20 protein-coding genes are annotated in these 22,957 nt (G+C 74.9%); 11 read left to right on the forward strand and 9 right to left on the reverse strand.

The features are described 5' to 3' along the window. Nucleotides 1–201 precede the first annotated feature (201 nt). From ACI782_RS10470 to ACI782_RS10480, 3 genes are all read left to right on the forward strand, one after another. A complete protein-coding gene (locus tag ACI782_RS10470) occupies nt 202–432 on the forward strand; it encodes an acyl-CoA carboxylase subunit epsilon (protein ID WP_456908822.1) in 231 nt (76 codons plus the stop codon). Beyond that, complete coding sequence (locus tag ACI782_RS10475; RefSeq protein WP_456908824.1) at nt 429–1,037, forward strand: Maf family protein; 609 nt, start codon at nt 429–431, stop codon at nt 1,035–1,037. Before ACI782_RS10470 ends, ACI782_RS10475 begins: the two co-directional genes overlap by 4 nt. 111 nt (nt 1,038–1,148) lie before the next feature. Beyond that, nucleotides 1,149–2,909 (forward strand): acetyl/propionyl/methylcrotonyl-CoA carboxylase subunit alpha, encoded by a 1,761-nt coding sequence (locus ACI782_RS10480; RefSeq protein WP_456908826.1) that lies wholly within the window; start codon nt 1,149–1,151, stop codon nt 2,907–2,909. 54 nt (nt 2,910–2,963) lie between these two features. Here ACI782_RS10480 and ACI782_RS10485 read toward each other — a convergent pair whose 3' ends face one another. Next, entirely contained in the window at nt 2,964–4,718 is a 1,755-nt protein-coding gene (locus tag ACI782_RS10485; protein ID WP_456908828.1) for a reprolysin-like metallopeptidase, read from the reverse strand. Nucleotides 4,719–4,899: 181 nt separating this feature from the next. Further along, entirely contained in the window at nt 4,900–6,303 is a 1,404-nt protein-coding gene (locus ACI782_RS10490) for an NAD(P)H-quinone dehydrogenase (protein WP_456908830.1), read from the reverse strand. A gap of 117 nt (nt 6,304–6,420) precedes the next feature. On the opposite strand from ACI782_RS10490, the gene ACI782_RS10495 reads away from it, so the two are divergent. Further along, nucleotides 6,421–6,909, forward strand: coding sequence for a gamma-glutamylcyclotransferase family protein (locus ACI782_RS10495; protein ID WP_456908832.1), 489 nt, complete (start codon nt 6,421–6,423; stop codon nt 6,907–6,909). 138 nt (nt 6,910–7,047) lie between these two features. Here ACI782_RS10495 and ACI782_RS10500 read toward each other — a convergent pair whose 3' ends face one another. The 6 genes from ACI782_RS10500 to ACI782_RS10525 all read right to left on the reverse strand — a co-directional run bounded on the left by ACI782_RS10500 (nt 7,048) and on the right by ACI782_RS10525 (nt 15,732). After that, complete coding sequence (locus ACI782_RS10500; RefSeq protein WP_456908834.1) at nt 7,048–7,947, reverse strand: type IV toxin-antitoxin system AbiEi family antitoxin domain-containing protein; 900 nt, start codon at nt 7,945–7,947, stop codon at nt 7,048–7,050. A gap of 196 nt (nt 7,948–8,143) precedes the next feature. Then, nucleotides 8,144–9,142 carry a methylmalonyl Co-A mutase-associated GTPase MeaB gene (gene meaB, locus ACI782_RS10505; protein ID WP_456908836.1) on the reverse strand — a complete coding sequence of 333 codons (999 nt, stop codon included), beginning with the start codon at nt 9,140–9,142 and terminating at the stop codon, nt 8,144–8,146. Nucleotides 9,143–9,185: 43 nt separating this feature from the next. Then, the gene (gene scpA, locus ACI782_RS10510; protein ID WP_456908838.1) at nt 9,186–11,387 is read right to left on the reverse strand and encodes a methylmalonyl-CoA mutase; all 2,202 of its coding nucleotides are present in this window, start codon (nt 11,385–11,387) and stop codon (nt 9,186–9,188) included. After that, nucleotides 11,384–13,279, reverse strand: a complete 1,896-nt coding sequence (locus ACI782_RS10515; RefSeq protein ID WP_456908840.1) for a methylmalonyl-CoA mutase subunit beta — start codon at nt 13,277–13,279, stop codon at nt 11,384–11,386. The genes scpA and ACI782_RS10515 overlap by 4 nt, the downstream gene beginning before the upstream one ends. A 36-nt stretch (nt 13,280–13,315) precedes the next feature. Continuing rightward, on the reverse strand, nt 13,316–14,563 hold the full coding sequence (locus ACI782_RS10520; protein ID WP_456908842.1) for an amidohydrolase: 1,248 nt from the start codon (nt 14,561–14,563) through the stop codon (nt 13,316–13,318). Further along, nucleotides 14,560–15,732 (reverse strand): glutamate--cysteine ligase, encoded by a 1,173-nt coding sequence (locus ACI782_RS10525; protein ID WP_456908844.1) that lies wholly within the window; start codon nt 15,730–15,732, stop codon nt 14,560–14,562. Before ACI782_RS10525 ends, ACI782_RS10520 begins: the two co-directional genes overlap by 4 nt. Nucleotides 15,733–15,834: 102 nt before the next feature. On the opposite strand from ACI782_RS10525, the gene ACI782_RS10530 reads away from it, so the two are divergent. The 5 genes from ACI782_RS10530 to ACI782_RS10550 are packed head-to-tail and all read left to right on the forward strand — an operon-like array spanning nt 15,835 to nt 20,230. Next, nucleotides 15,835–16,644: a purine-nucleoside phosphorylase gene (locus ACI782_RS10530; protein WP_456908846.1), complete on the forward strand. Its 810-nt coding sequence runs from the start codon at nt 15,835–15,837 to the stop codon at nt 16,642–16,644. Next, the gene (locus ACI782_RS10535) at nt 16,641–17,504 is read left to right on the forward strand and encodes an NAD-dependent epimerase/dehydratase family protein (protein WP_456908848.1); all 864 of its coding nucleotides are present in this window, start codon (nt 16,641–16,643) and stop codon (nt 17,502–17,504) included. Before ACI782_RS10530 ends, ACI782_RS10535 begins: the two co-directional genes overlap by 4 nt. Then, on the forward strand, nt 17,501–19,150 hold the full coding sequence (locus ACI782_RS10540; RefSeq protein ID WP_456908850.1) for a phospho-sugar mutase: 1,650 nt from the start codon (nt 17,501–17,503) through the stop codon (nt 19,148–19,150). The genes ACI782_RS10535 and ACI782_RS10540 overlap by 4 nt, the downstream gene beginning before the upstream one ends. A 4-nt stretch (nt 19,151–19,154) precedes the next feature. After that, a complete protein-coding gene (locus ACI782_RS10545) occupies nt 19,155–19,853 on the forward strand; it encodes a haloacid dehalogenase type II (RefSeq protein WP_456908853.1) in 699 nt (232 codons plus the stop codon). After that, nucleotides 19,850–20,230 carry a VOC family protein gene (locus ACI782_RS10550; RefSeq protein WP_456908855.1) on the forward strand — a complete coding sequence of 127 codons (381 nt, stop codon included), beginning with the start codon at nt 19,850–19,852 and terminating at the stop codon, nt 20,228–20,230. Before ACI782_RS10545 ends, ACI782_RS10550 begins: the two co-directional genes overlap by 4 nt. A 6-nt stretch (nt 20,231–20,236) precedes the next feature. On the opposite strand, the gene ACI782_RS10555 is transcribed toward ACI782_RS10550, so the two are convergent. After that, nucleotides 20,237–21,238 (reverse strand): ABC transporter substrate-binding protein, encoded by a 1,002-nt coding sequence (locus ACI782_RS10555; protein ID WP_456908857.1) that lies wholly within the window; start codon nt 21,236–21,238, stop codon nt 20,237–20,239. A 364-nt stretch (nt 21,239–21,602) separates the two neighbouring features. On the opposite strand from ACI782_RS10555, the gene ACI782_RS10560 reads away from it, so the two are divergent. Beyond that, nucleotides 21,603–22,019, forward strand: coding sequence for a DUF6318 family protein (locus ACI782_RS10560; RefSeq protein ID WP_456908859.1), 417 nt, complete (start codon nt 21,603–21,605; stop codon nt 22,017–22,019). 306 nt (nt 22,020–22,325) lie between these two features. Then, nucleotides 22,326–22,928: a hypothetical protein gene (locus ACI782_RS10565; RefSeq protein WP_456908861.1), complete on the forward strand. Its 603-nt coding sequence runs from the start codon at nt 22,326–22,328 to the stop codon at nt 22,926–22,928. Nucleotides 22,929–22,957: the final 29 nt, after the last annotated feature.

Consider the following 22,957-nt stretch of genomic DNA (forward strand, 5'->3'; position numbering starts at 1 on the left):
CCGGGCCCCACTCCTCACGGCCACCGCGACCAGGTGCCGTCCCCCAGCCGCGAGGAGCCCACCCGGCCCCTCGTCGGGGACCCTCCGGGCCCCACTCCTCACGGCCACCGCGACCAGGTGCCGTCCCCCAGCCGCGAGGAGCCCACCCGGCCCCTCGTCGGGGACCCTCCGGGCCCCACTCCTCACGGCCACCGCGACCAGGTGCCGTCCCTCAGCCGCGAGGAGCCCACCCGGCCCCTCCTGAGCGTGGTCAAGGGCGAGCCCAGCCCCGAGGAGCTCGCCGCCCTCACGGTCGCCGTCGCCGCGATGTCCCAGCGCCCGACCCGCCGGCGGCCCACCCCGGTCGGGGCGTGGGCCGCGTTCGGCGACGCCCACCGCACACCACCGCGCCCCGGCCCCGGGGGCTGGCGCGCCGCAGGGAGGTTCGCATGAGTGTCGATCGTCGGCTGGTGCTCGCGTCGGCGTCCCCCGCGCGGCTGACGCTGATGCGCCAGGCCGGCCTCACCCCCGAGGTCGTCGTCAGCGACGTCGACGAGTCGTCCGTGACGGCCCCGCGGGTGGGCGAGCGGGTCGCGCTCCTGGCCGCCGCCAAGGCCGGCGCGGTCGCCAAGCAGGAGACCGACGCGCTGGTCGTGGGCGCCGACTCGCTGCTGGAGTTCCGCGGGGAGGCGCTGGGCAAGCCGGCCGACGCCCGGGACGCGCGCGACCGCTGGCAGCGGATGAGCGGCAAGAGCGGCGTCCTGCACACCGGGCAGGCGCTGCTCGACGTCCAGGACGGCCAGGTGCTGAGCCGGGACGTCGTCGTCGTGTCCACGGCGGTGCACTTCGCCACTCCCACGCCGCAGGAGATCGAGGCCTACCTGGCCACCGGGGAGCCGCTGGCCGTGGCCGGCGCGTTCACCCTGGACGGGCTGGGCGCGCCGTTCGTCCGGCGGGTGGACGGCGACCCCGCGGCCGTGGTCGGCCTGTCCCTGGCGGCCCTGCGCACGCAGCTGGCCAAGCGCGGGCTGGCGATCACCGACCTCTGGCGCCGCTGACCGCCATTGGTTCCGCCGCGCGCGTGAGGGACGTCGTGGGGCGTCCGCCGCGCTCGGGCTCCTCGGCGCTGGCTACAGTCGAGCGGCTCGACAATCGGGAGGAGAGCGCCGGTGCAGAAGGTCCTGATCGCCAACCGCGGCGAGATCGCCGTGCGCGTCGCGCGCGCGTGCAAGGACGCGAGGCTGACCAGCGTCGCCGTCTACGCCGAGCCGGACCGCGACGCGCTGCACGTGCGGATGGCCGACGAGGCCTTCGCCCTGGGCGGGACGACGCCCGGCGACTCGTACCTGGTCATCGACAAGATCCTGGACGCGGCGCGGAAGTCCGGCGCCGACGCGGTCCACCCCGGGTACGGCTTCCTCTCCGAGAACGCGGAGTTCGCCCAGGCGGTGATCGACGCCGGCCTGACTTGGATCGGCCCCTCCCCGCAGGCGATCATCGCGCTCGGCGACAAGGTCCAGGCCCGGCACATCGCCACGAAGGCCGGCGCGCCGCTGGTGCCCGGCACCAAGGACCCGGTCTCCGGCGCCGACGAGGTCCTCGCCTTCGCCGAGGAGCACGGCCTCCCGGTGGCCATCAAGGCGGCCTTCGGCGGCGGTGGCCGCGGGCTGAAGGTGGCCCGCACGAAGGAGGAGATCCCCGAGCTGTTCGACTCCGCCGTCCGCGAGGCGGTCTCCGCCTTCGGCCGCGGCGAGTGCTTCGTCGAGCGGTTCCTGGACAAGCCCCGGCACGTCGAGGCGCAGGTGCTCGCCGACACCCACGGCAACGTGGTCGTCGTCGGCACCCGCGACTGCTCGCTGCAGCGCCGCAACCAGAAGCTGGTCGAGGAGGCGCCGGCCCCGTTCCTGACCGACGAGCAGCGGGCGCGCATCCACGAGTCGGCCAAGGCCATCTGCAAGGAGGCCGGCTACCACGGCGCCGGGACCGTCGAGTACCTCGTCGGCGCCGACGGCTCGATCTCCTTCCTGGAGGTCAACACCCGGCTGCAGGTGGAGCACCCGGTCAGCGAGGAGACCAGCGGCATCGACCTGGTCCGCGAGCAGTTCCGCATCGCCGAGGGGCTCCCGCTCGACGTCACCGAGGACCCGGCCCCGCGCGGGCACAGCATCGAGTTCCGGATCAACGCCGAGGACGCCGGGCGCAACTTCATGCCCGCCCCCGGCCCGGTGCTGCGGCTGGAGATCCCGCAGGGCCCGGGCGTGCGGTGGGACTCCGGCGTCGCGACCGGCGGCGAGGTGGCCGGCGCGTTCGACTCGATGCTGGCCAAGCTGATCGTCACCGGCGCCACGCGTGAGCAGGCGCTGCAGCGCGCCCGCCGCGCGCTGGACGAGCTGGTCGTCGAGGGCATGCCGACCGTCGTCCCGTTCCACCGGGCCGTGGTCCGCGACGAGGCGTTCACCGGCGAGCCGTTCACGGTGCACACCCGCTGGATCGAGACCGAGTGGGACAACCAGGTCCAGCCGTACTCCGCCGCCCCGGCCCAGCACGGCGAGCCGGAGGAGCGGCAGACCGTCGTCGTCGAGGTCGGCGGGCGCCGGCTCGAGGTGTCGCTGCCCGCCGGGCTGGCGACCGGAGGCGGTGCGCCCGTGGCGGCGGCCGGCGCCAAGCCGCGCAAGCGGGGCTCCGGGCACGGCGGCGCGGCCGTCTCCGGCGACGCCCTCACCAGCCCGATGCAGGGGACGATCGTCAAGGTCGCGGTCTCCGACGGGGACACCGTGGCCGCGGGCGACCTGGTCGTCGTCCTCGAGGCGATGAAGATGGAGCAGCCGATCGCCGCCCACAAGGCCGGCACGGTGACCGGCCTGTCGGCCGAGGTGGGCGCCACCGTCACCAGCGGTGCGGTGATCTGCACGATCGCCGACGGCGAGTAGCGCGCGGCGCCTCGAGGGCCCGCTCCCGGCACCCGGGGGCGGGCCCTGCGTCGTTCAGCTGCGGGCGCGGGCCCGGACGACGGCCCGGCCGGCCAGCGCGACGACGCCGAGGCCGCCAGCCGCGAGCGCCGCGAGCGGCGGGAACGGCGGGAACGGCCACCCGGCGTCGGTCGAGGTCTGCGCCGCCGTCGCGACCTCCACCGCACGCAGCGCGTCCGCGATCGACGGCGCAGCGGCGGTGTCCGGGTTGCCGAGCACCGTGCCCGGCGCCCCCGCGCCGGAGGTGCCGCCGGCGTCGTCCACCGCGACCGCGGCGGCGCGGGCCGGGGCACCCTCCGGACCGCCCGGCAGGACCTCGGGAGCCGCCCCGGTCGGCTCCTCCGACAGCGAGGTGGTCGCGGCGCGCTGCCCGGCGGCGCCGGTCACGGTGACCGTGGCGCCGGCCGCGGAGACCGCGTCCACCGTGACGGTGAGGTCGCCGCCCGAGACGGGGACGGGCACGCCCACCGGCAGGGCCACCTGCAGGTCGTCGTCCCAGTCCGCGGCGGCGGCCGGGGTGGCGTCGAGGAGCAGCGCGGTGTCCGGCAGCGCGCCGGCGCGGTGCAGCAGGACGCCGTCCTGCAGGCCGAAGAGGTTGTCCGCGGCGCCGAGCCAGGCGTCGCGCCCGGTGGCGGCGCGGTACTCCAGCCAGTAGGTGGCGCCCTCGGGGTCGGTCAGCCGCACGGCGCGGGTGCCCTGCCGGCCGGACAGCGGGGCGAGGGTCACCGTGGTGGCCGGGGCGTCCGCCGCGACGGCGAACTGGGCCGAGGCGGGCAGGACGTCGAGCAGCGCCGCCTGCGGGGCGTTCAGGGCGCCCAGGGAGCTCCAGGAGGCGCCCATGACGTCGTAGTAGTCGCGGTAGGCCGCGGTCCGGCAGGCGCCGGTCTCGACGGCGGCGTCGCACTGGTGGCCGGAGGAGTGCCCCAGACCGAAGTTGTGGCCGAGCTCGTGGGCGATCACCGAGGGCAGCACGTCGCGCACGTAGAGGCGGCCGCCCGCGCCGGGGCCCGAGCCGACCTGGCCGAGGGCGTAGGAGCAGCCGGGCAGGTGCCGGGGCAGGCTGCTGACGTAGAGCAACAGGTGGCGGCCCGGGCCGGCCTCGAAGCCGACCCGGGCGGCGACCTCGTTCCACAGCGCGGTCGGGTCCGCGCAGCCCGCGGCCGTGTGGATCCACGGGTGGGTCTCGGTGACGCCGAGGGACACGGCGCCGTCGGTCTGCTCGGCCCAGAAGTCCGCGACCGGCCCGTCGACGGCGGCCGCGACCTGCGCCGGCGTCGTCCGGTCCTCGGTCCCGCCGGCCGGCACCACGAGGGCCACGGTGACCCGGTTGGTGAGGGAGGCGGTTCGGATGGTCGGCGCGTGCTCGGGCGCGGCCTCGACGACCTCGGCCTCGAGGACGTCGCGGGCGGCCTCGTAGCCGTCCTCCCCGGCGGCGTCGGCCAGCCGCTCCCCCACGGTGACCTCGACGGTCGACCCGACGGGCAGGTCGACGACGGCCTCGGTGGGCACCCGCACGGCCTCGCCGCCCTCGGTCTCGACCCAGCTCAGCGGGGCCTCGGCGGCCTCGTCCTCGGCGGAGTCGCCCCCGGCGGGGGAACCGGCGAGCTCGGTCTCGGGCCAGGCCTGCACGAGCTCCCCGACGACGGTGTCGCCGGGCTCGTCGGCCCGCGCCGCCGCGATCGGCAGCGCGAGGGACACGACGACCGCGGTCGCGACACCGGCCAGCGCGCGGAGGCGGCGGGCGGCGGGGGCGTTCCGGGAGGGGTGCATCCCCTACGCCATCGGCGGACGCGGACCCCGTCGGCACCGGCGGCCGGGACTGCAGCCGAACCCGGTGTCACATCCGTCCCGGGTGCCCCCGCCACACCAGCCGATCCGCCGCCTCGGCGTCCTGGTGCCTGAGCCCCGTCCCGGGTCCCGCCCAGGGCCTGGGGAGGACGGGGTCCTCTTCTCAGGCGAGCGCGTCGGCGCCCATCAGCCGCCGTCCGGCCTCGGTGATCGAGCCGGACAGCGACGGGTAGATCGCGAACGTGTGCGCCAGGTCGCTCACCGTGAGCCCCTTGGTGACCGCCAGGGCGATCGGCAGGATCAGCTCGGACGCTGCGGGGGCGACCACGACCCCACCGACGACGACCCCGGTGGCCTGCCGGGCGAACAGCTTGACGAAGCCGTCGCGCATGTCGGCCATCTTCGCCCGCGCGTTGGTGGCCAGCGGCAGCCGGACGACGTCGATCTGCGCGTCCTCGGGCAGCGACTTCTCCTGCACGCCGACGGTGGCGATCTCCGGGTGCGTGAAGACGTTGGCCGCGACCGTCTTCAGCCGGATCGGGGTCACCGCCTCGCCGAGCGCGTGCCACATGGCGATGCGGCCCTGCATCGCGGCCACCGAGGCCAGCTGGAAGACGCCGGTGACGTCACCGGCCGCGTAGATGCCGGGCACGCTGGTGCGCGAGACGCGGTCGACGACGACGTGGCCGGACGGCGCCAGCTCCACCCCGCACCGCTCGAGGTTGAGCCCGGCGGTGTTGGGCACGGTGCCGACGGTCATCAGCGCGTGCGAGCCGTCGACGGTGCGGCCGTCGGTCAGCTCGACCGAGACGCCCTTCTCGGTGCGCCGGACGCCGGCGGCCCGGCCGCGCTCCAGCCGCCCGCCGCGGGACTGGAAGACCTGCTCGAGCACCTCGGCGGCGTCGGAGTCCTCACCGGGCAGCACCCGGTCGCGGGAGGACACCAGCGTGACCGGGACGCCGGCCTCCAGGTAGCCCGAGGCGAACTCGGCCCCGGTGACACCCGAGCCGACGACGACCAGGTGCTCGGGCAGGTCCTCGAGGTCGTAGACGTCGCGCCAGTCGAGGATCCGCTCGTGGTCGGGCTCGGCGCCGGGCAGCACGCGGGGATCGGCGCCTGTGGCGATGAGGACGACGTCGGCCTCGAGGGTCTCGGTCACCGCGCCCTCGCCGTCCACCACCTCGACCCGGTGCTCGACCAGGCCGCGGACGTCGTCGGCCATCCGGCCCTGCCCGGGGAGCACCCGCACGCCCTCGGCGACCAGCCGCGCCTTGATGTCGGCCGACTGCGCGACCGCGAGCCCCTTGACGCGGTGGTTGACCGCGGCGAGGTCGATGCCGACCGCCGCCAGCTCGGCACCCTGCACCCCGAGGGCGGCGGAGTCGCGCACGTTGGTCATCGCGCCGGCCGACGCGATGAAGGTCTTGGAGGGGACGCAGTCGGTGAGCACGCTGGCCCCGCCGACGCCGTCCCGCTCGACGACGGTGACCTGCGCACCGAGCGATGCGGCGACCAGCGCGGCCTCGTAGCCGGCGGGACCGCCGCCGATGATCACGATGCGGGTCATGAGGGTCCTCGGGGGGTGCGGGCGGACGCGTGCGGAGCTCATTCTCCCCGCTGCAGGGGTGGCCGCACGCCATCCGCCGGGGAGGCCCGTGCCACACGACCGTAGGCTCGCGAGGCGATGGGCCTCTACGCCGCGTACGGGTCGAACATGGACCCCGCACAGATGCTCCGGCGCTGCCCGTCCTCTCCGCACACCGGGACCGGGTGGATCCGCGGCTGGCGGCTGACCTTCGGCGCCGAGGAGTACGGGTGGGACGGCGCGCTGGCGACCCTCGTCCCCGACGACACCCTCCCCCCGGGAGCCCCGCTCGGTGAGGCGCTCACCCCCGGCGTCTTCGTGGCCCTCTACGACCTCACCGAGGCCGACGAGCGGGCGCTGGACGCGTGGGAGGGCGCCGACCTCGGCCTCTACCGCAAGCTGCACCTGCGCGTGCACACCCTCACCGGCGACCAGGTGGCCTACGTCTACGTGCTGGACGCGTTCGAGGGCGGGCTGCCGTCGGCGCGCTACCTCGGTGCGCTCGCCGATGCTGCGGAGGCCGCCGGCGCCCCCGACGACTACCTGGTCGAGCTCCGCTCCCGGGAGTGCCGCTCCACCGGCATCTGACCTCGACTGCGGGCTCCGGCTCCGGCTCCGACTCCGGGCTCCCGGCTCCCGGCTCCCGGCTCCCGGCTCCCGGCGATGATGGAGCTGCGGTGGCGACACACCGCCGTCCAGCTGCGTGTCGCCACCCCAGCTCCATGATCACCGCGGGAGAGCCATGCCCAGGGCGCGCGCCGTGGTGGTGAGCATGCGCTCGTGTTGCCGGTAGACGTCCGCGGCGGTGAAGTGCAGCAGTGTCCAGCGCTGCTCGGTGAGCCAGTTGTGGCGCCGCCGGTCGTCCCGGAGCTGCTGGGATGTCAGGTGTGCCTCCTGCCCGTCGAACTCGGCACCGACGCGCTGCTCTCGCCAGCCGGTGTCGAGGTAATGGGAACGCCCGGCGGCGATGATCCGCATCTGGACGTCCGGTGCCGGCAGCCCGCCGTCGATGAACCGCCAGCGCATCCGCGACTCCATCGGCGAGTCGACGCGGCCGTCGGCATGCGGCGCCAGCGCCCGCAGCCGTACGACCTCCCGGAGGCCGGCCTGGCGCTGCGCTTCGACGACGAGGTCCTGCCGCGTGCACCACGCGGTCTCCACTGCCGCGTCGAGGGTCGCCAGACCGTCGATCGGAGCGGTGAGCCGGACGACGTCGCAAGCCGTGCGCGCGGCCGGGGTGCACCAGACGCCGTCCACGAGAACCGCGTCGTCGGTGCCGAGTGACGACGGGTGGACCTGAATCCCCGGCCGCCGCCGGTTCGCCAGGCCGGGCGGCCCGAGGAAGTGCAGGGACGTCGCCCCGAGGACGTCGAACCCCCAGAGCAGCGCCGCCGTGGAGTGGCACGCGACCAGGTCGGGACCCACGACCAGCGCCGCGGCCCTCACCTGCAGCAGCGGTGAATCGGGGAACTCGCCATCCGCGAGGACCCCTCGCCAGCGGGTCCGCCGCCACCGACCGGACTCGACCAGCCGGCGGATCTCCCAGGGACTGTGGCTGTCCCGCGCCTGCGCGGTGGTGAAGACGCCGCCCTGACGGGCGATGGTCCGGTAGAGGGTGAAGTCCACGCGCCGAGGCTGTGGCCGCCGGCGGGCGCAGTCAGCAGCTCGACGACATCTGTGGACGGCGTCGCACCTGTGGACCCGCGGCGATCATGGAGTCGGAGTGGCGACACGCCGCTGGCCCGCCGCGTGTCGCCACCACAGTTCCATGATCGCCGCGGACGGGGGGCGGGCGGAGAGGGGCGGGTGACCAGAGCTGGCGTCAGGGGTCCGGGGCGGCGAGGAAGGTCTCCAGCAGCTGCTGCGCGGCCAGGGCGGGGGTCAGCTCCCCCGCCAGCACCGCCTTCTCCAGCTCGGGCGCGGTCGACCGGATGCCGGGGTGCGCCCGCAGCCGGTGCTCGAGCCCGTCGCGGACCAGGTGCCAGGTCCAGCGCACCTGCTGGGTGCGGCGGCGCTCCTCGAACTCGCCCGAGACCCTCATCCGCTCCTGGTGCTCGACCAGCTTGGCCCAGACCGCGTCCAGCCCCTCCCCGGTGAGCCCGGCGCAGGTGAGCACCGGGACGTCCCAGCCGCCCTGGACGTGGCCGCGCAGCATCCGGATCGCCCCGGCCAGTTCCCGCGCCGCCCGCCGCGCGTCGACGGCGCCCGGCCCGTCGGCCTTGTTGACCGCGATGACGTCGGCGATCTCGAGGATGCCGCGTTTGATCCCCTGCAGCTGGTCGCCGGTGCGGGCGAGGGTCAGGAACAGGAACGAGTCGACCATCTCGGCGACGGTGACCTCCGACTGCCCGACGCCGACGGTCTCGACCAGGACGACGTCGTAGCCGGCGGCCTCCACGACCACCATCGACTCGCGCGTTGCCTCGGCGACCCCGCCGAGCGTGCCGGACGTCGGGGAGGGCCGGATGAACGCGGCCGGGTCGACCGACAGCCGCGCCATCCGGGTCTTGTCCCCGAGGATCGACCCGCCGGAGCGGGCGGACGACGGGTCGACCGCCAGCACGGCGACGCGAGACCCCGCGGCGGTGAGCGTCACGCCGAGCGAGTCGATGAACGTCGACTTCCCGACGCCGGGGACGCCGCTGATGCCGACCCGGCGCGCCGAGCCGGTGTGCGGCAGCAGCTCGACGAGCAGCTCCTGCGCACTCTCGCGGTGGTCGGCGCGCTGGGACTCGACGAGCGTGATCGCCCGCGCCACGGCCCGGCGGTTCCCGGCGAGGACCCCCTCGACCAGCGCCGGGACGTCGACCGGTCGGCTCACCGGGTCCTCCGGACGGCCAAAGTGGCCACTTTGGCCGTCGACCTCATGCGTGGCCGAGGCGCGAGGACAGCGTGCGCAGCAGGCCCTGCGCCGCCTCGGCGATGACCGTGCCGGGGAGGAACACCTCGGCCGCGCCCATCTCCTTCAGCGTCGGCACGTCGTCGGGCGGGATGACCCCGCCGACGACGATCACGACGTCCTCGGCGCCGAGGTCGGCGAGCGACTGCTTGAGCGCCGGCACCAGCGTCAGGTGACCAGCCGCCAGCGACGAGACGCCGACGACGTGGACGTCGGCCTCCACCGCCTGCCGGGCGACCTCGTCCGGGGTCTGGAACAGCGGGCCGACGTCGACGTCGAACCCGAGGTCGGCGAAGGCCGTCGCGATCACCTTCTGGCCGCGGTCGTGGCCGTCCTGGCCCATCTTGGCCACCAGGATGCGGGGACGGCGTCCCTCCGCCTCCTCGAACGCCTCGGCCATCCGCCGGGTCTCCTCCATGGGGCCCGATGCTCCCGCCTCCTCGCGGTACACACCCGAGATGGTGCGCACCTGCCCGGCGTGCCGCCCGTAGACCTCCTCCAGCGCATCGGAGATCTCCCCGACGGTCGCCTTGGCCCGCGCCGCGTCCACGGCCAGCTCGAGCAGGTTCGGGCGATCCCGCCGTCCCTCCGCGGCCGCGCGGGCGGCGTCGGTGAGCCGGCGCAGCGCGTCGGCCACGGCCGAGGCGTCCCGCGAGGCGCGCAGCTCCTCGAGCTTGGCCTTCTGCTGGGCCAGGACGTCGGCGTTGTCGACCCGCAGCACCTCGATCGCCTCGTCGGCCTCGACCCGGTACTTGTTGACGCCGATGACCGGCTGCCGGCCGGAGTCGATGCGCGCCTGGGTGCGGGCCGCGGCCTCCTCGATGCGCAGCTTCGGGATGCCGTCGTCGATGGCCTGGGCCATGCCGCCGTGCTCGGCGACCTCCTGGATGTGCGCCCACGCGCGGCGGGCCAGGTCGTAGGTCAGCTTCTCCACGTAGGCCGATCCGCCCCACGGGTCGATGACCCGCGTCGTGCCCGACTCCTGCTGCAGCAGCAGCTGGGTGTTGCGGGCGATCCGGGCGGAGAAGTCCGACGGCAGCGCCAGCGCCTCGTCGAGGGCGTTGGTGTGCAGCGACTGGGTGTGCCCCTGGGTGGCGGCCATCGCCTCCAGGCAGGTGCGGACGACGTTGTTGAACACGTCCTGCGCGGTCAGCGACCAGCCCGAGGTCTGCGAGTGGGTGCGCAGCGACAGCGACTTGGGGTTGCTCGCGCCGGCCTCCTTCATGAGCCGGGCCCACAGCAGCCGCCCGGCCCGCAGCTTGGCGACCTCCATGAAGAAGTTCATGCCGATCGCCCAGAAGAAGCTCAGCCGCGGCGCGAACGCGTCGACGTCCAGCCCGGCGCCCTTGCCCGCCTGCACGTACTCCACCCCGTCGGCCAGCGTGTAGGCCAGCTCCAGGTCGGCGGTCGCCCCGGCCTCCTGGATGTGGTAGCCGGAGATGGAGATCGAGTTGAACCGCGGCATCTGCTGCGAGGTGAACGCGAAGATGTCGCTGACGATCTGCATCGAGGGCTTGGGCGGGTAGATGTAGGTGTTGCGGACCATGAACTCCTTGAGGATGTCGTTCTGGATGGTCCCGGCCAGCTGCGCCGGCGCCACCCCCTGCTCCTCCGCGGCGAGGATGTAGAGCGCCATCACCGGCAGCACCGCGCCGTTCATGGTCATCGAGACGCTCATCCGGTCCAGCGGGATGCCGTCGAAGAGCTGCCGCATGTCCAGGATCGAGTCGACCGCCACGCCGGCCATGCCGACGTCGCCGACCACGCGCGGGTGGTCGGAGTCGTAGCCGCGGTGCGTGGGCAGGTCGAACGCGATCGACAGGCCCTTCTGCCCGGCGGCGAGGTTGCGCCGGTAGAAGGCGTTGGACTCCGCGGCGGTGGAGAACCCCGCGTACTGGCGGATCGTCCACGGCTGGGTCGTGTACATCGTCGGGTAGGGGCCGCGCAGGAACGGCGGCAGCCCGGGGAGGGTGGACAGGAAGTCCAGGCCCTCCAGGTCGGCCGGCGTGTACAGCGGCGGGACGGCGATGCCCTCGGGCGTCTCCCAGGTCGCGTCGGCCACGCTGCGGCCGGTGGTCTCCTCGAACCGCTTGACCCAGTCGTCCGCCGTGACACCACCTGCGGGACGGCCCAGCTCGACGCCGCCGAAGTCGGGGATGCCGCTCATGCCGTGACTCCCAACTGCTCGTGGACCGTGCGGAGGACGTCCAGCGCGTCACATCCGGCGTACACGTACCCGTCGACGCCGTCCACCCCGAGGGACGGCTTCCCGGCCAGCCACACCTGCGTGGCACCGGCCGCGTGCAGCTCGGCGGCGAGGGCTGCTGCGGACTCGCCGTACTCCCGGTCGGTGCCGCAGATGCAGGCCACCGTCGTCCCGGCGTCGGCGAGGCCGCTCACCCCGTCCCCGGACGGCGTGGCCACCCCGCCCGCCTGGAACAGGTTGGCCGCGAACGTCGCCCGCGCGGTGTGCCGGGCGACCGGACCGATCGTGGCCAGGTAGACCCGCGGGCCATGTCCGTCGCCCGCCCGCCCAGCCGCCTCGGCGCGGTCGCGCAGCTCCTCGTACTCCTGCGCCACGCGCACCCGGGGCAGCCCGCCGGAGGGCTGCCCGGCCGCAGCGGGTTCGCGGGCGGGCAGCTGCTCGGCGAGGTCGGGGAACTCGCTGACGCCGGTGATCGCCTCGGTGCGGTGCGCCAGCCGCTCGGCCCGCGTGGCCCAGGCGGCGGCGAGCCGGTCGCGGACCAGCCCGGAGTCCAGCGCCGCGGCCAGCCCGCCGGCCCGCTCGATCTCGGTGAACCACGCCCAGGCGGCGCGGGCCAGGTCGTCGGTGAGGGTCTCGACGTACCAGGAGCCGCCGGCCGGGTCGAGCACGCGGGCGAGGTGCCCCTCCTCCACCAGCAGGCTCTGCGTGTTGCGGGCGATCCGCCGGGAGAAGGCGTCGGGCAGGCCGAGCGCGGCGTCGAAGGGCTGCACGGTGACCACGTCGGCGCCGCCCACGCCGGCGGCGAAGCAGGCGACCGTCGTCCGCAGCATGTTCACCCACGGGTCGTGCTTCGTCGTCATCACCGAGGAGGTGACCGCGTGCTGGCGCTGGGCGCGCACGTCGGGCGCGGCGCCGCTGACCTCGCCGACCCGGTCCCACAGCCGCCGGGCGGCGCGCAGCCCGGCGATCGTCGTGAACTGGTCCGCCGACGCGGCGAAGCGGAACTCCAGCTGGCCGAACGCCTCGTCGACCGACAGGCCGCCGTCGGTCAGCGCCCGCAGGTAGGCGACCCCGGCGGCGAGCGCGCAGCCGAGCTCCTCGACGGCGCTCCCGCCCGCGTCGGCGAAGACGGTGCCGTCGACGACCACCGTGCGCAGCCCGGGGTGGGCCATCGCCCGCCGGGCGAGGTCCGCGAGACCCGAGAGGTCCTGCGGCCGCCCGGAGGCGGCGTGCACCCCGAGCGGGTCCAGGCCCAGTGAGCCGCCGGGCGCCAGGTCGGTACGGCCCTCGACCAGGGGCAGGTACGCCTCGGCCGCGGGGAGCCCGCCGGAGACCGCCACCGGCGCGAGGTCCAGCAGCACGTCGGCGAGCACCTCGCCCAGCGCCTCGACCGGGATCGCGCCCTCGCCGAGCACCAGCCACAGCGAGGTCACGCCGTTCTCCAGGTCGGCGGCGATCGCCTCGCGGGTGACGGCGACGTCGGGGTGCGCGTGCCGCTGCCGGACGTCCCAGCCGCCGGGCACGTCGCTGCTCGCGGCCCCGGCCCGGCCGCCGCGGACGAACGGCGGCAGGCCCGGGACGCCGACCGCGGCGGGCAGGTCGCCGGCGTCCTCGGCGGTGTAGAGCGGGGCGACGCTCACCCCGGTGGCGACCGGGCGGCGGAGGGCGTCCTCGACCGGGGCGGGGAGCTCCTCGCGGCCGGCCTTGCGCAGCACGCCCGCGACGAGGTCGCGCCACTGGTCGCGGGTGACCGGGGGGAACTCGCCGGCGAGCCGCAGGTCCTCGGGGACCGCGTGCTCGGCGGGCACCTCCGCGTCGCCGGGGTGGGCGGGCTGCTGATCGGGCGAACGCATCGTCGGGTCCCCTCCTCAGGGTCGATCGGCGTCTGTCTACCGCCGCTTGCCCGGTTCCGGGCGGCCGGGGTGCGGCGACGGGCCGGGCGGCGGGGTTCCCGCGTCGGCGGCCAGCGCGTGCAGGGCGGTGCGGGCCATCAGCCGCACCCCCACCCCGATCGCGCGCTCGTCGACGTCGAAGGTGCCGCGGTGCAGGTCCAGCGGGGCGCCGCCGCCGTGCGTGCCCAGCCGGGCCAGGGCGATGGGCAGCACGTCGGCGAACCAGCCGAAGTCCTCCCCGCCCATGCTCTGCGGGGACAGGTGCAGGCCGTCGCTGCCGACCGTCTCCAGCGCCGCGGAGCGCATCAGCGCGACCGCCCGCGGGTCGTTGACCACCGGCGGCACGCCCCGGATGTAGTCGACGTCCACCTCGGCGCCGGTCGTGGCGGCCACCCGCTCGACCAGCGAGCGCAGCAGCCGCTCGGCCTCCTGCCAGGTGTCCCGGTCGAGCACGCGCACCGTGCCGCGCAGGTGCCCGCGCTGCGGGATGGCGTTGGCCGCGACCCCGGCGTTGACCGCGCCCCACACCAGCGACATGCCGGCGCGGGGGTCGACCTGCCGGGACAGCAGCGCGGGCAGGTCGGTGATCAGCCGGCCGAGGGCGTCGACCAGGTCGACGGTCAGCTGCGGCCGGGCGGTGTGCCCTCCGGGACCGGTGAGCGTGACGTCCATGCGGTCGCACGCCGCGGTGATCGCCCCGGTGCGCAGACCCACGCTCCCGGCCGGGATCGAGGGGTCGCAGTGCAGCGCGAAGGCACGGGAGGCGTCGTCGAGCACGCCGGCGGCGACCACCTCGGTGGCGCCGCCGGGCACCGTCTCCTCGGCGGGCTGGAACACGCACCGCACCGTGCCGGGCAGCCCGTCGAGACTCGCCAGCGCCAGGGCGACGCCGAGGACGACGGTGGTGTGCACGTCGTGCCCGCAGGCGTGGCACATGCCCTCGCGGGTGGAGGCGTACGGCGCGTCCTTGAGGTCGGGCAGCGGCAGCGCGTCGATGTCGGCCCGCAGCACCACGACCGGATCGCCGGAGCCGACCTCCACGACCAGCCCGGTCCCGGAGGGCAGCCGCTTGGGCTGCAGGCCCGCGTCGCGCAGCCGCTGCTCCAGGAAGGACGTCGTCTCGAACTCGGCGAACGCCAGCTCGGGGTGGGCGTGCAGGTGCCGGCGGACCGCGACGAGCTGCTGGTACCGCTCGGCGGTCCACTCGTCGACCGCCGTCCCCAGCTTCTCCGGGAACTCCGTCATGCCGGACGTCCCCCGGCGGTGCCGGCCGGGTCGGGGGCGGGGAGGCCGTCCCGCAGCTCCGTGAGGAGGCTGTCCACGACGGCCCGCAGGTCGCCGTCGTGGGCGGCCGCGACGGCCCGCTGCCGCTGGTAGGAGGCACCGACGGCGAGGACCCGGTGGACGTCGGCGAGCTCGGCCTCGCACCCGAGCCGCCGGGCGGTGGGCTCGAGGTCCTCGACCAGGTCGGTGATCGCCTGCCGCACCGGCCGGACGGTGCCCTTCTCGTCGACGACGATGTCGGCGTCGAGGCCGTAACGGGCCGCCCGCCACTTGTTCTCCCGCAGCACCCAACCGGCCGGCACGGGGAGGGTGTACCCGCGGTCGAGCTCGCGGTCGAACTGCTCGACCAGGCACTGGGACAGCGCGGCCACCGCGCCGATCTCGTCGAGGGTGGGCAGCCCGTCGCAGATGCGCAGCTCGACGGTGCCGAAGTCCGGGTGGGGGCGGATGTCCCACCACACCTCGCGCACGCTCTCGATGGCGTGGGTGGAGATCAGCGTCTCCATGTACTGCTCGAAGCGGTCCCAGCCGGAGAGCTGGTACGGCAGCCCGGCGGTGGGCATCCCCTCGAAGACCTTGGACCGGGCGCTGGCCAGGCCGGTGTCGGCACCGACCCAGTACGGGGAGGACGCCGACAGCGCGAGGAAGTGCGGCACGTACTGGGTGAGCGCGTTGACGATCGGGATCGCCTTCTCCGGCGCCCGGACGCCGACGTGCACGTGCACCCCGAAGATCTGCAGCCGGCGGGCCAGCCACTGCATCTTCTCGACCAGCTGGAGGTAGCGCTCCTTGGGCGAGATCTGCTGGGTCTGCCAGTCGGTGATCGGGTGGGTGCCCGCGCACATCAGCCCCAGCCCGCGCCGTTCGGCGGCGGCCCGCACCTCGGCGAGGGTGCCCGCCAGGTCGGCCTTCGCCTCGCCGACGGTGGTGCAGACCCCGGTGATGATCTCGATCGTCGACTGCAGCAGCTCGTGCTTGGCCTTGGGGTGCTCCTCGGCGCCGTCCGGCGCGATCTCGTGGAGGATCTCCACCGCGCCGGCGGTCAGCTGGCGGGTCTCGAGGTCGACGAGCTGCAGCTCCCACTCGACTCCCAGGCTGGCGCGCTCGGAGGAGCGGAACGGTATCTGCACGCTGCGGAGTCTAGGCAAGATCACCTCAACCGGCTCCCGGTGCGAGCTCGCGGCGAGACCTGCAGGCGGGCCACTCCGGCGGCGCTGCGTTAGCGTCCGAGCGTGAGTGCACCTCCGGTCCACGACCCCTCCGACCTCGCCGCCCGGGCGGCCGCCGACCTCACCGCCGCCCTCGGCGACGGCCACGACGTCGCCGTCGTGATGGGCTCCGGCTGGGCCCCCGCCGCCGACGCCTTCGGCGCCGCCGCGGCGAGCGTCGCGATCGGCGACCTGCCCGGCTTCGCCGCGCCCACCGCGGTCGGCCACGGCGGGGAGGTCCGCTCGGTGCGGGTAGGCGACCGCCGGGTACTGCTCTTCCTCGGGCGCACCCACCTGTACGAGGGCCGGGGCGTCGAGCCGGTGGTCCACGGCGTCCGGACGGCGGCCGCGGCCGGCGTGCGCACCGTCGTCCTCACCAACGCCGCGGGCGGGCTGGCGCCCGAGCACCGCGTCGGGCAGGCGGTGCTGATCAGCGACCACCTGAACCTGACCGCGCGCTCGCCCCTGGTCGGTCCCACCTTCGTCGACCTCACCGACCTGTACTCCGCGCGGCTGCGCGGGCTGGCCCGCGAGCTGGACCCGACCCTCACCGAGGGCGTCTACGCGGCGCTGCCCGGGCCGCACTACGAGACCCCGGCCGAGATCCGCATGCTGCGCACCCTCGGCGCCGACCTGGTGGGCATGTCGACGGCGCTGGAGGCGATCGCGGCGCGCGCCGCGGGCCTGGAGGTGATGGGGCTGTCCATGGTCACCAACGCCGCCGCCGGCATCACCGGGGAGAAGCTCGACCACGAGGAGGTCCTCGCGGCGGGCAAGGCCGCGGCCGGCCGGCTGGGCGAGTACCTGGTGGAGTTCGTGGGGCGGCTGACATGAGCGGTCCGGTCCTCGTCACCGGGGCCGCCGGGCGGATCGGCACGGTGCTGCGCGGCGGGTTGCCCGAGCGCGGCTGGGCGGTGCGCTCGCTCGACGTCGTCCCGATCGCCGACGCCCGGCCCGGCGAGGAGCAGGTGGTCGCCGACGTGACCGACCTGGCCGCGGTGGTGGACGCCGTCGACGGCGCCTCGGCGGTGGTGCACCTGGCCGGCATCTCCGGCGAGTCCAGCTGGCCGGCGATCTCGCACGCCAACATCGAGGGCACCTACTGCGTGCTGGAGGCGGCGCGGCGAGCCGGTGTCCCGCGGGTGGTGCTGGCCAGCAGCAACCACGCCACCGGGTACACGGAGCGGCCGGCGGCCGGGCTGCTGCGGGAGGCCGACGCCCCGCCGCGGCCGGACACCTACTACGGCGTCTCCAAGGTGGCGATGGAGGCGCTCGGCTCCCTCTACGCCGACCGGTACGGCCTGGACGTGGTCTGCCTGCGGATCGGCAGCGCCTTCCCGGAGCCGACGACGGTCCGGCACCTGTCGACCTGGCTGTCCCCCGACGACCAGGTGGGCCTCGTCGACGCCGCACTGCGGGCGCCCGCCCCCGGGTTCGCCGTCGTCTGGGGCGTGTCGGCCAACACCCGGAACTGGTGGGACCTCACCGCCGCCCGCGCGCTCGGGTACGAGCCGCAGGACGACGCCGAGGTGTTCGCCGAGGCGCTGGTCGAGGTGCACGGCGAGCCCGACCTCGCCGACCCGGTGCACGCCCGCGTGGGCGGTGAGTACACGACGGCGGAGTTCGACGCCGAGCGCTTCGAGCCGCCGGTCCCCCGCGGCGACATCGCCCCCGGCAGCGGGGTGGAGCGGTGAGCGCCCTGCCCCGGGAGGCCATGCGGCTGCTCGACCGGGCCCGCGACTGGGCCGACGCCGATCCGCACGGGGACGACCGCGCCGAGATCGAGGCGCTCATCGAGGCCGAGAACTGGCCCGAGCTGGAGAGCCGGTTCGCCGGGCCGCTGACCTTCGGCACCGCGGGCCTGCGCGGGCCGCTGCGGGCCGGGCCGGCCGGGATGAACGCCGCCGTCGTCACCCGGGCCGCCGCCGGGCTGGCGCGGTACCTGTCCGACGAGGGGCACGCCGGGGGCGGGGTGGTGATCGGCTTCGACGCCCGCCGCCGCTCCGACGAGTTCGCGCACGTCTCCGCCGCGGTGCTGGCCGGCGCCGGGTTCGCCGTCCAGGTGCTGCCGCGGCCGCTGCCCACGCCGGTGCTGGCCTTCGCCGTCCGGCACCGGGGCTGCGTGGCCGGGGTGATGGTCACCGCCAGCCACAACCCGCCCGACGACAACGGGTACAAGGTCTACCTCGGCGACGGCCGGCAGCTGGTCCCGCCGGCCGACCGGCGGATCGAGACCGCGATCGCGGCGGCCGGGCCGGCCCGGGACGTCCCGCTCTCCGACGACTGGGTCACCCTCGGGGACGACGTCCGCGACGACTACGTCGCCGCGGTCATCGGGGCGCTCGAGCCGTCGGCGGTGCCGGCCATCGTGCGGCAGGGGCTCACCGTGGCCTACACCGCGATGCACGGGGTCGGCGCGGACACCACCCGCGCGGTGTTCGCCGCCGCGGGGTTCGCCCCGCCGGTGAGCGTCGAGGAGCAGGACGCGCCCGACCCCGCCTTCCCGACGGTCGTCTTCCCCAACCCCGAGGAGCCGGGCGCGGTCGACCTGCTGACCGCGCTGTCCGCCGACCTCGACGCGGACGTGGCGATCGCCGAGGACCCCGACGCCGACCGCTGCTCGGTGGTCTGCGGCGGCCGGCAGCTCACCGGCGACGAGGTGGGCGCGCTCCTGGCGGACTGGCTGCTGCGCCGCGGCGTCCGGGGCACCTACGCGTCCTCGCTGGTCAGCGGGTCGCTGATGCGCGTGGCGGCGTCGGCGCACGGCGTCCCCACCGAGGAGACCCCGACCGGCTTCAAGTGGATCATGCGGGCCGGGTCGGACGCGGCGCCGCTGGTCTACGGGTACGAGGAGGCGCTGGGCTACGCGGTGGCGCCGTCGGTGGTGCGGGACAAGGACGGCATCTCCGCCGCGCTCGCCGTCGCGCTGATGACCGCGGAGCTCCGGGCGACCGGCCGCACGTTGCTGGACCGGCTCGACGAGCTCGCCGTCGAGCACGGGCTCTACGTCACCGGGCAGCTGTCGGTGCGGGTGGAGGACCTCACGCGGATCGGCGACATGATGGTCCGGCTGCGGACGTCGCCGCCGTCCCGCCTGCTCGGCCGGGAGGTGGCGGCGAGCGACCTGCTCGACCGGAGCCCCGCCGTGGACGCCGTCCGGCTGCTCGGTGACGGGGTGCGGGTGATCGTCCGGCCCAGCGGCACCGAGCCGAAGCTGAAGGCCTACCTGGAGACGGTGGTCCCGGTCAGGGACGCCGCCGAGCTGGACGCGGCGCGCGCCCGGGGCGCCGACGAGCTCGGGCGGCTGCGGACCGAGATGTCCGTCGCGCTGGGGCTGTAGACCGGTGGACATCCACGCGCTGGTCTTCGACGTGTTCGGCACGGTCGTGGACTGGCGCGGCGGGGTCGCCCGAGAGGTGCGGCGGCTGCTCGGCCCGTCGGTGGACGCCCTCGCCGTCGCCGACGACTGGCGCGGGCGGTACGTGCCGTCGATGGACCGGGTCCGCTCCGGTGAGCTGCCGTGGACGCCGCTGGACGCGCTGCACCGGTCCTCGCTGGACGACGTCCTCGCCGACGCCGGGCTGGCCGCCACGCCTCCCGACGTGCGGGAGGAGCTGGTGCTCGCCTGGCACCGGCTGGACCCGTGGCCCGACGTCGTCCCGGGGCTGACCCGGCTGCGGCGCTCCCACGTGCTGGCGCCGCTGTCCAACGGCAACGTGGCGCTGATCGTGGACATGGCCCGCCGGGCCGGGCTGCCGTGGGACCTGGTGCTCGGTGCGGAGGTCGTGCGGCACTACAAGCCCGATCCGGAGGTCTACGACTCCGCGCCGCAGCTGCTCGCGCTGGCGCCGTCCGAGGTGCTGATGGTGGCCGCCCACGTCGACGACCTCGCCGCCGCCCGGGCCCGCGGGCTGCGGACGGCCTACGTGCACCGTCCCGACGAGTTCGGCGGGCGCCGGGTTCCGCCGGTCTCCGACCCGGACGCCGACCTGTCGGTGTCCTCGTTCGAGGAACTGGCCGACGCCCTGGGGGCCGCGCCGTGACCACCGGCTTCCACACGATCGTCCACTCCGAGGACCCCGACGCGACGCGGCGGTTCTCCCGCGACGTGCTGCGGTGGCCGTCCCTCGACGCCGGCAGCGGGTGGCTCCTCTTCAGGACCCCGCCCGGCGAGCTCGGCGTCCACCCCACGGCGGAGGAGCCGGCCGAGCGCTGGGCCACGGTCCCGTTCCACCAGGCGACGCCGATGTGCGACGACGTCTCCTCGACCATCGTGGAGCTGAGCAGCGAGGGCGTCGACGTGCGCGAGGGCGTCCAGGACCAGGGGTTCGGGCTGGTGACCTCGCAGGAGGTCCCCGGCGCCGGCCGGCCGGTGCTCTGTCAGCCGCGGCACGGGCCGGCGTACGAGCTGGAGGGGTGAACCGGGTCAGCTGACCGGCTCCAGCAGCGCGTCGAGGTCGACCTCCCCCTCGAGCAGGCCCTGGGTCTCGGCCAGGTCGGTGAACACCTCGAAGGTCTCCCTGCTCACCTCGGTGTTCCACTCCGGGAGGCGGACCTGTGCGGCCAGCTCCGGCGCGATGTCCAGGTAGGTCGGCAGGACCGCCCGGACCGCGTCGGGGTTCTCCTGCGCGTAGGTCAGCGACTGCTCCATGGCGGTGGCGAAGCGCTCCACCACGTCGGCGTTCTCGGACGCGAACTGGGCGCTGGTGAAGTAGGTCGAGACCTCGATCTGGACGTCGGTGAAGTCGTTCAGCGGGGTGGTGAGGACCTGGACCCCCTGCTGCTCGGCCAGCGTGACGAACGGCTCGACCAGCCACGCCGCGTCGACGTCCCCCGCCTGCAGCGCCGCCGCCATGTCGGGGAAGGGCAGCTCGACGAAGTCGATGGTGGACGGGTCGCCGCCGTCGGCCCGCACCGAGGCACTGACGACGCTGTCGCCGATGGCGTTGACCGTGTTGGTCGCGACCCGCTTGCCCGCGAGGTCCGCCGGGCGGGTGATCGCCGGGTCGGCGGTGACGATGGTGAAGGGGTCGCGCTCGGGGTCGCCCGTGCTGTCGACGGCGCTGGTGATCACCCGGAGCGGGAGCCCGGCGGAGGCGGCGACGACCAGGGAGAAGTTGTTGCCGAACCCGATGTCGATGCTGCCGCTGGCCACGCCCGGCACGATGGCCGCCCCGCCCTGTCCGGTGCTGATCTCGAGCTCGATGCCCTGCTCCTCGAAGAAGCCCTGCTCCTGGCCGAGGTAGACGGGGGCGACGTCGATGATCGGGATGATGCCCAGCGCGACGGTCTGGGTCCCGGTGCCACCCTCGCCGCCGCCTCCGCCGGCCTCCGACCCCCCGTCGTCGCCCGAGCAGCCGGATGCCAGGAGGAGGGCGGTGACGACGGCGGCGGCCGCCCGCAGGCTGCCCGTTCGGGTGGAGATCATGGGCCGATCGTGGCACGGGTCACGCCCGTGCGTGCGTCGGCCCCGGGGTTGCCGGCGTTGCCCGCGGGTTGCCGGTCCTGCAGGACCCGCACCGGACGAGGAACCCCGGCAATGCGATCGGGTGGTTGTCCACAGGGCTGCGTGCCCGTTCGGCCGACGCTCCGTAATCTCCCCGCGACCGGTGGACGACTCGGGGGTGGACGTGGGACGGGGCTGGAGCCTGCGACTGGTGGCGGGCCTCGCTGTGGGCACGGCGGTGTGGAGCGGGTGCTCGGCGGTGCAGGAGCCGGCGGACACGCTGCCGAGCGCGGACGCTCCCGCGACGGAGACGGAACTCCCGCCCCTCGGTCCGGAGGACCTCCCGATGCCCGACGAGGCACGCACCCAGGACGCCGCCGGCGCCGAGGCCTTCGTCCGCTACTACATCGACCTCATCAACCGGACGTCGACCGTCATGGACGCCGCCCCGTTGCGGGAGTTCAGCGATGGCTGCGCTGATTGTGACCGCATCGCTTCGGCTGTCGAATCGGATGGTGCCTCAGACTACCGATACGAAGGCGGAAATCTCACGGTTACGGAGATCGCCTCACCGCTCATCAACGGCCAGACGGCGGAGATGGCGATGCGCGCCGACCAGGCGGCCCTCGTCGTGCTTGACGCAACTGGGACGAGCGTCGAGAACCTGGGCTCGCCCTCATACGAAGGCCTGAGTGGTGGCGCGGCCTTGACCTGGAACAAGACACGCCACTCCTGGCTCATGACCGCACTAACACTTGAGTGACACATGCGCCTTGCTAAGACGGTCGGCGCGATGGCGATTGCCTGGCTGACTCTATTGATGCCGTTTGAGTCGGCTGCCGCCGCGGACTGCGACCGGCGCTTCTGTCCAGTCGTCGAGAATGCGCCTGGCGCCCTCACTGCTGCCTATGTGGCAGCCGAGCCTGGCTCGTCCTGGGTCGCTAGCACGTCGGCCCCCGAGGCCCACCCGTACACGTACCGACTGATCGATCCCTGCGTCGAGAACGACGCGACGACCGGCAGCTGCCAGGGAGTGGACTTCCGAGCCTGCCCGACCTCACCCGATCGCGTGGCGGACTTCCTCCTCGTCCAGCAGCGGCGACTGGTACTGCCCGACGGGACCACCACCGACGGCTTCGCCGTGACGCCAGGCACGCCTCCGGGGACCGGAGTCGGGCCGTGGCTGAACGTCATCCGCACGTGCGTGGACATCACCGCGCTGAACCCGCCGCCGTCCCCCGGCGAGGTGTTCCGCTACTTCCAGACCCTGCCGCTCCCGCAGCTGCCCACCGAGCAGCAGCCGCCGGGCGACGCGCTCGTCGGCCTGCCGGTTGTCTTCCACACCGACGGCCCGACCACGCAGACGTTCACCGTCGACATCCGGGGCTTCACGGTCGACATCCTCGCCACCGCCACCGGCTTCACCTGGCACACCGGCGACGGCACCGTCCTCACCAGCACCGACCCCGGCGCCCCGTACCCGGACCACTCGGTCAGCCACGAGTACGCCAGCGGCACCTACACCGCCTCGCTGACCACCACCTGGAGCGGCACCTTCAGCGTGGACGGCGGAGCCGGCGCCGACGTCCCCGGCACGACGACCACCGACGGCCCGCCCGTGACGTTCGACGTCCTCGAGGCGCGCCCTGTCCTCACCAACCCGTACGACTGACCGCTCCTGAGGTCCAGGCACCACTCCTG

It is taken from the genome of Geodermatophilus sp. SYSU D00703, assembly GCF_054050155.1.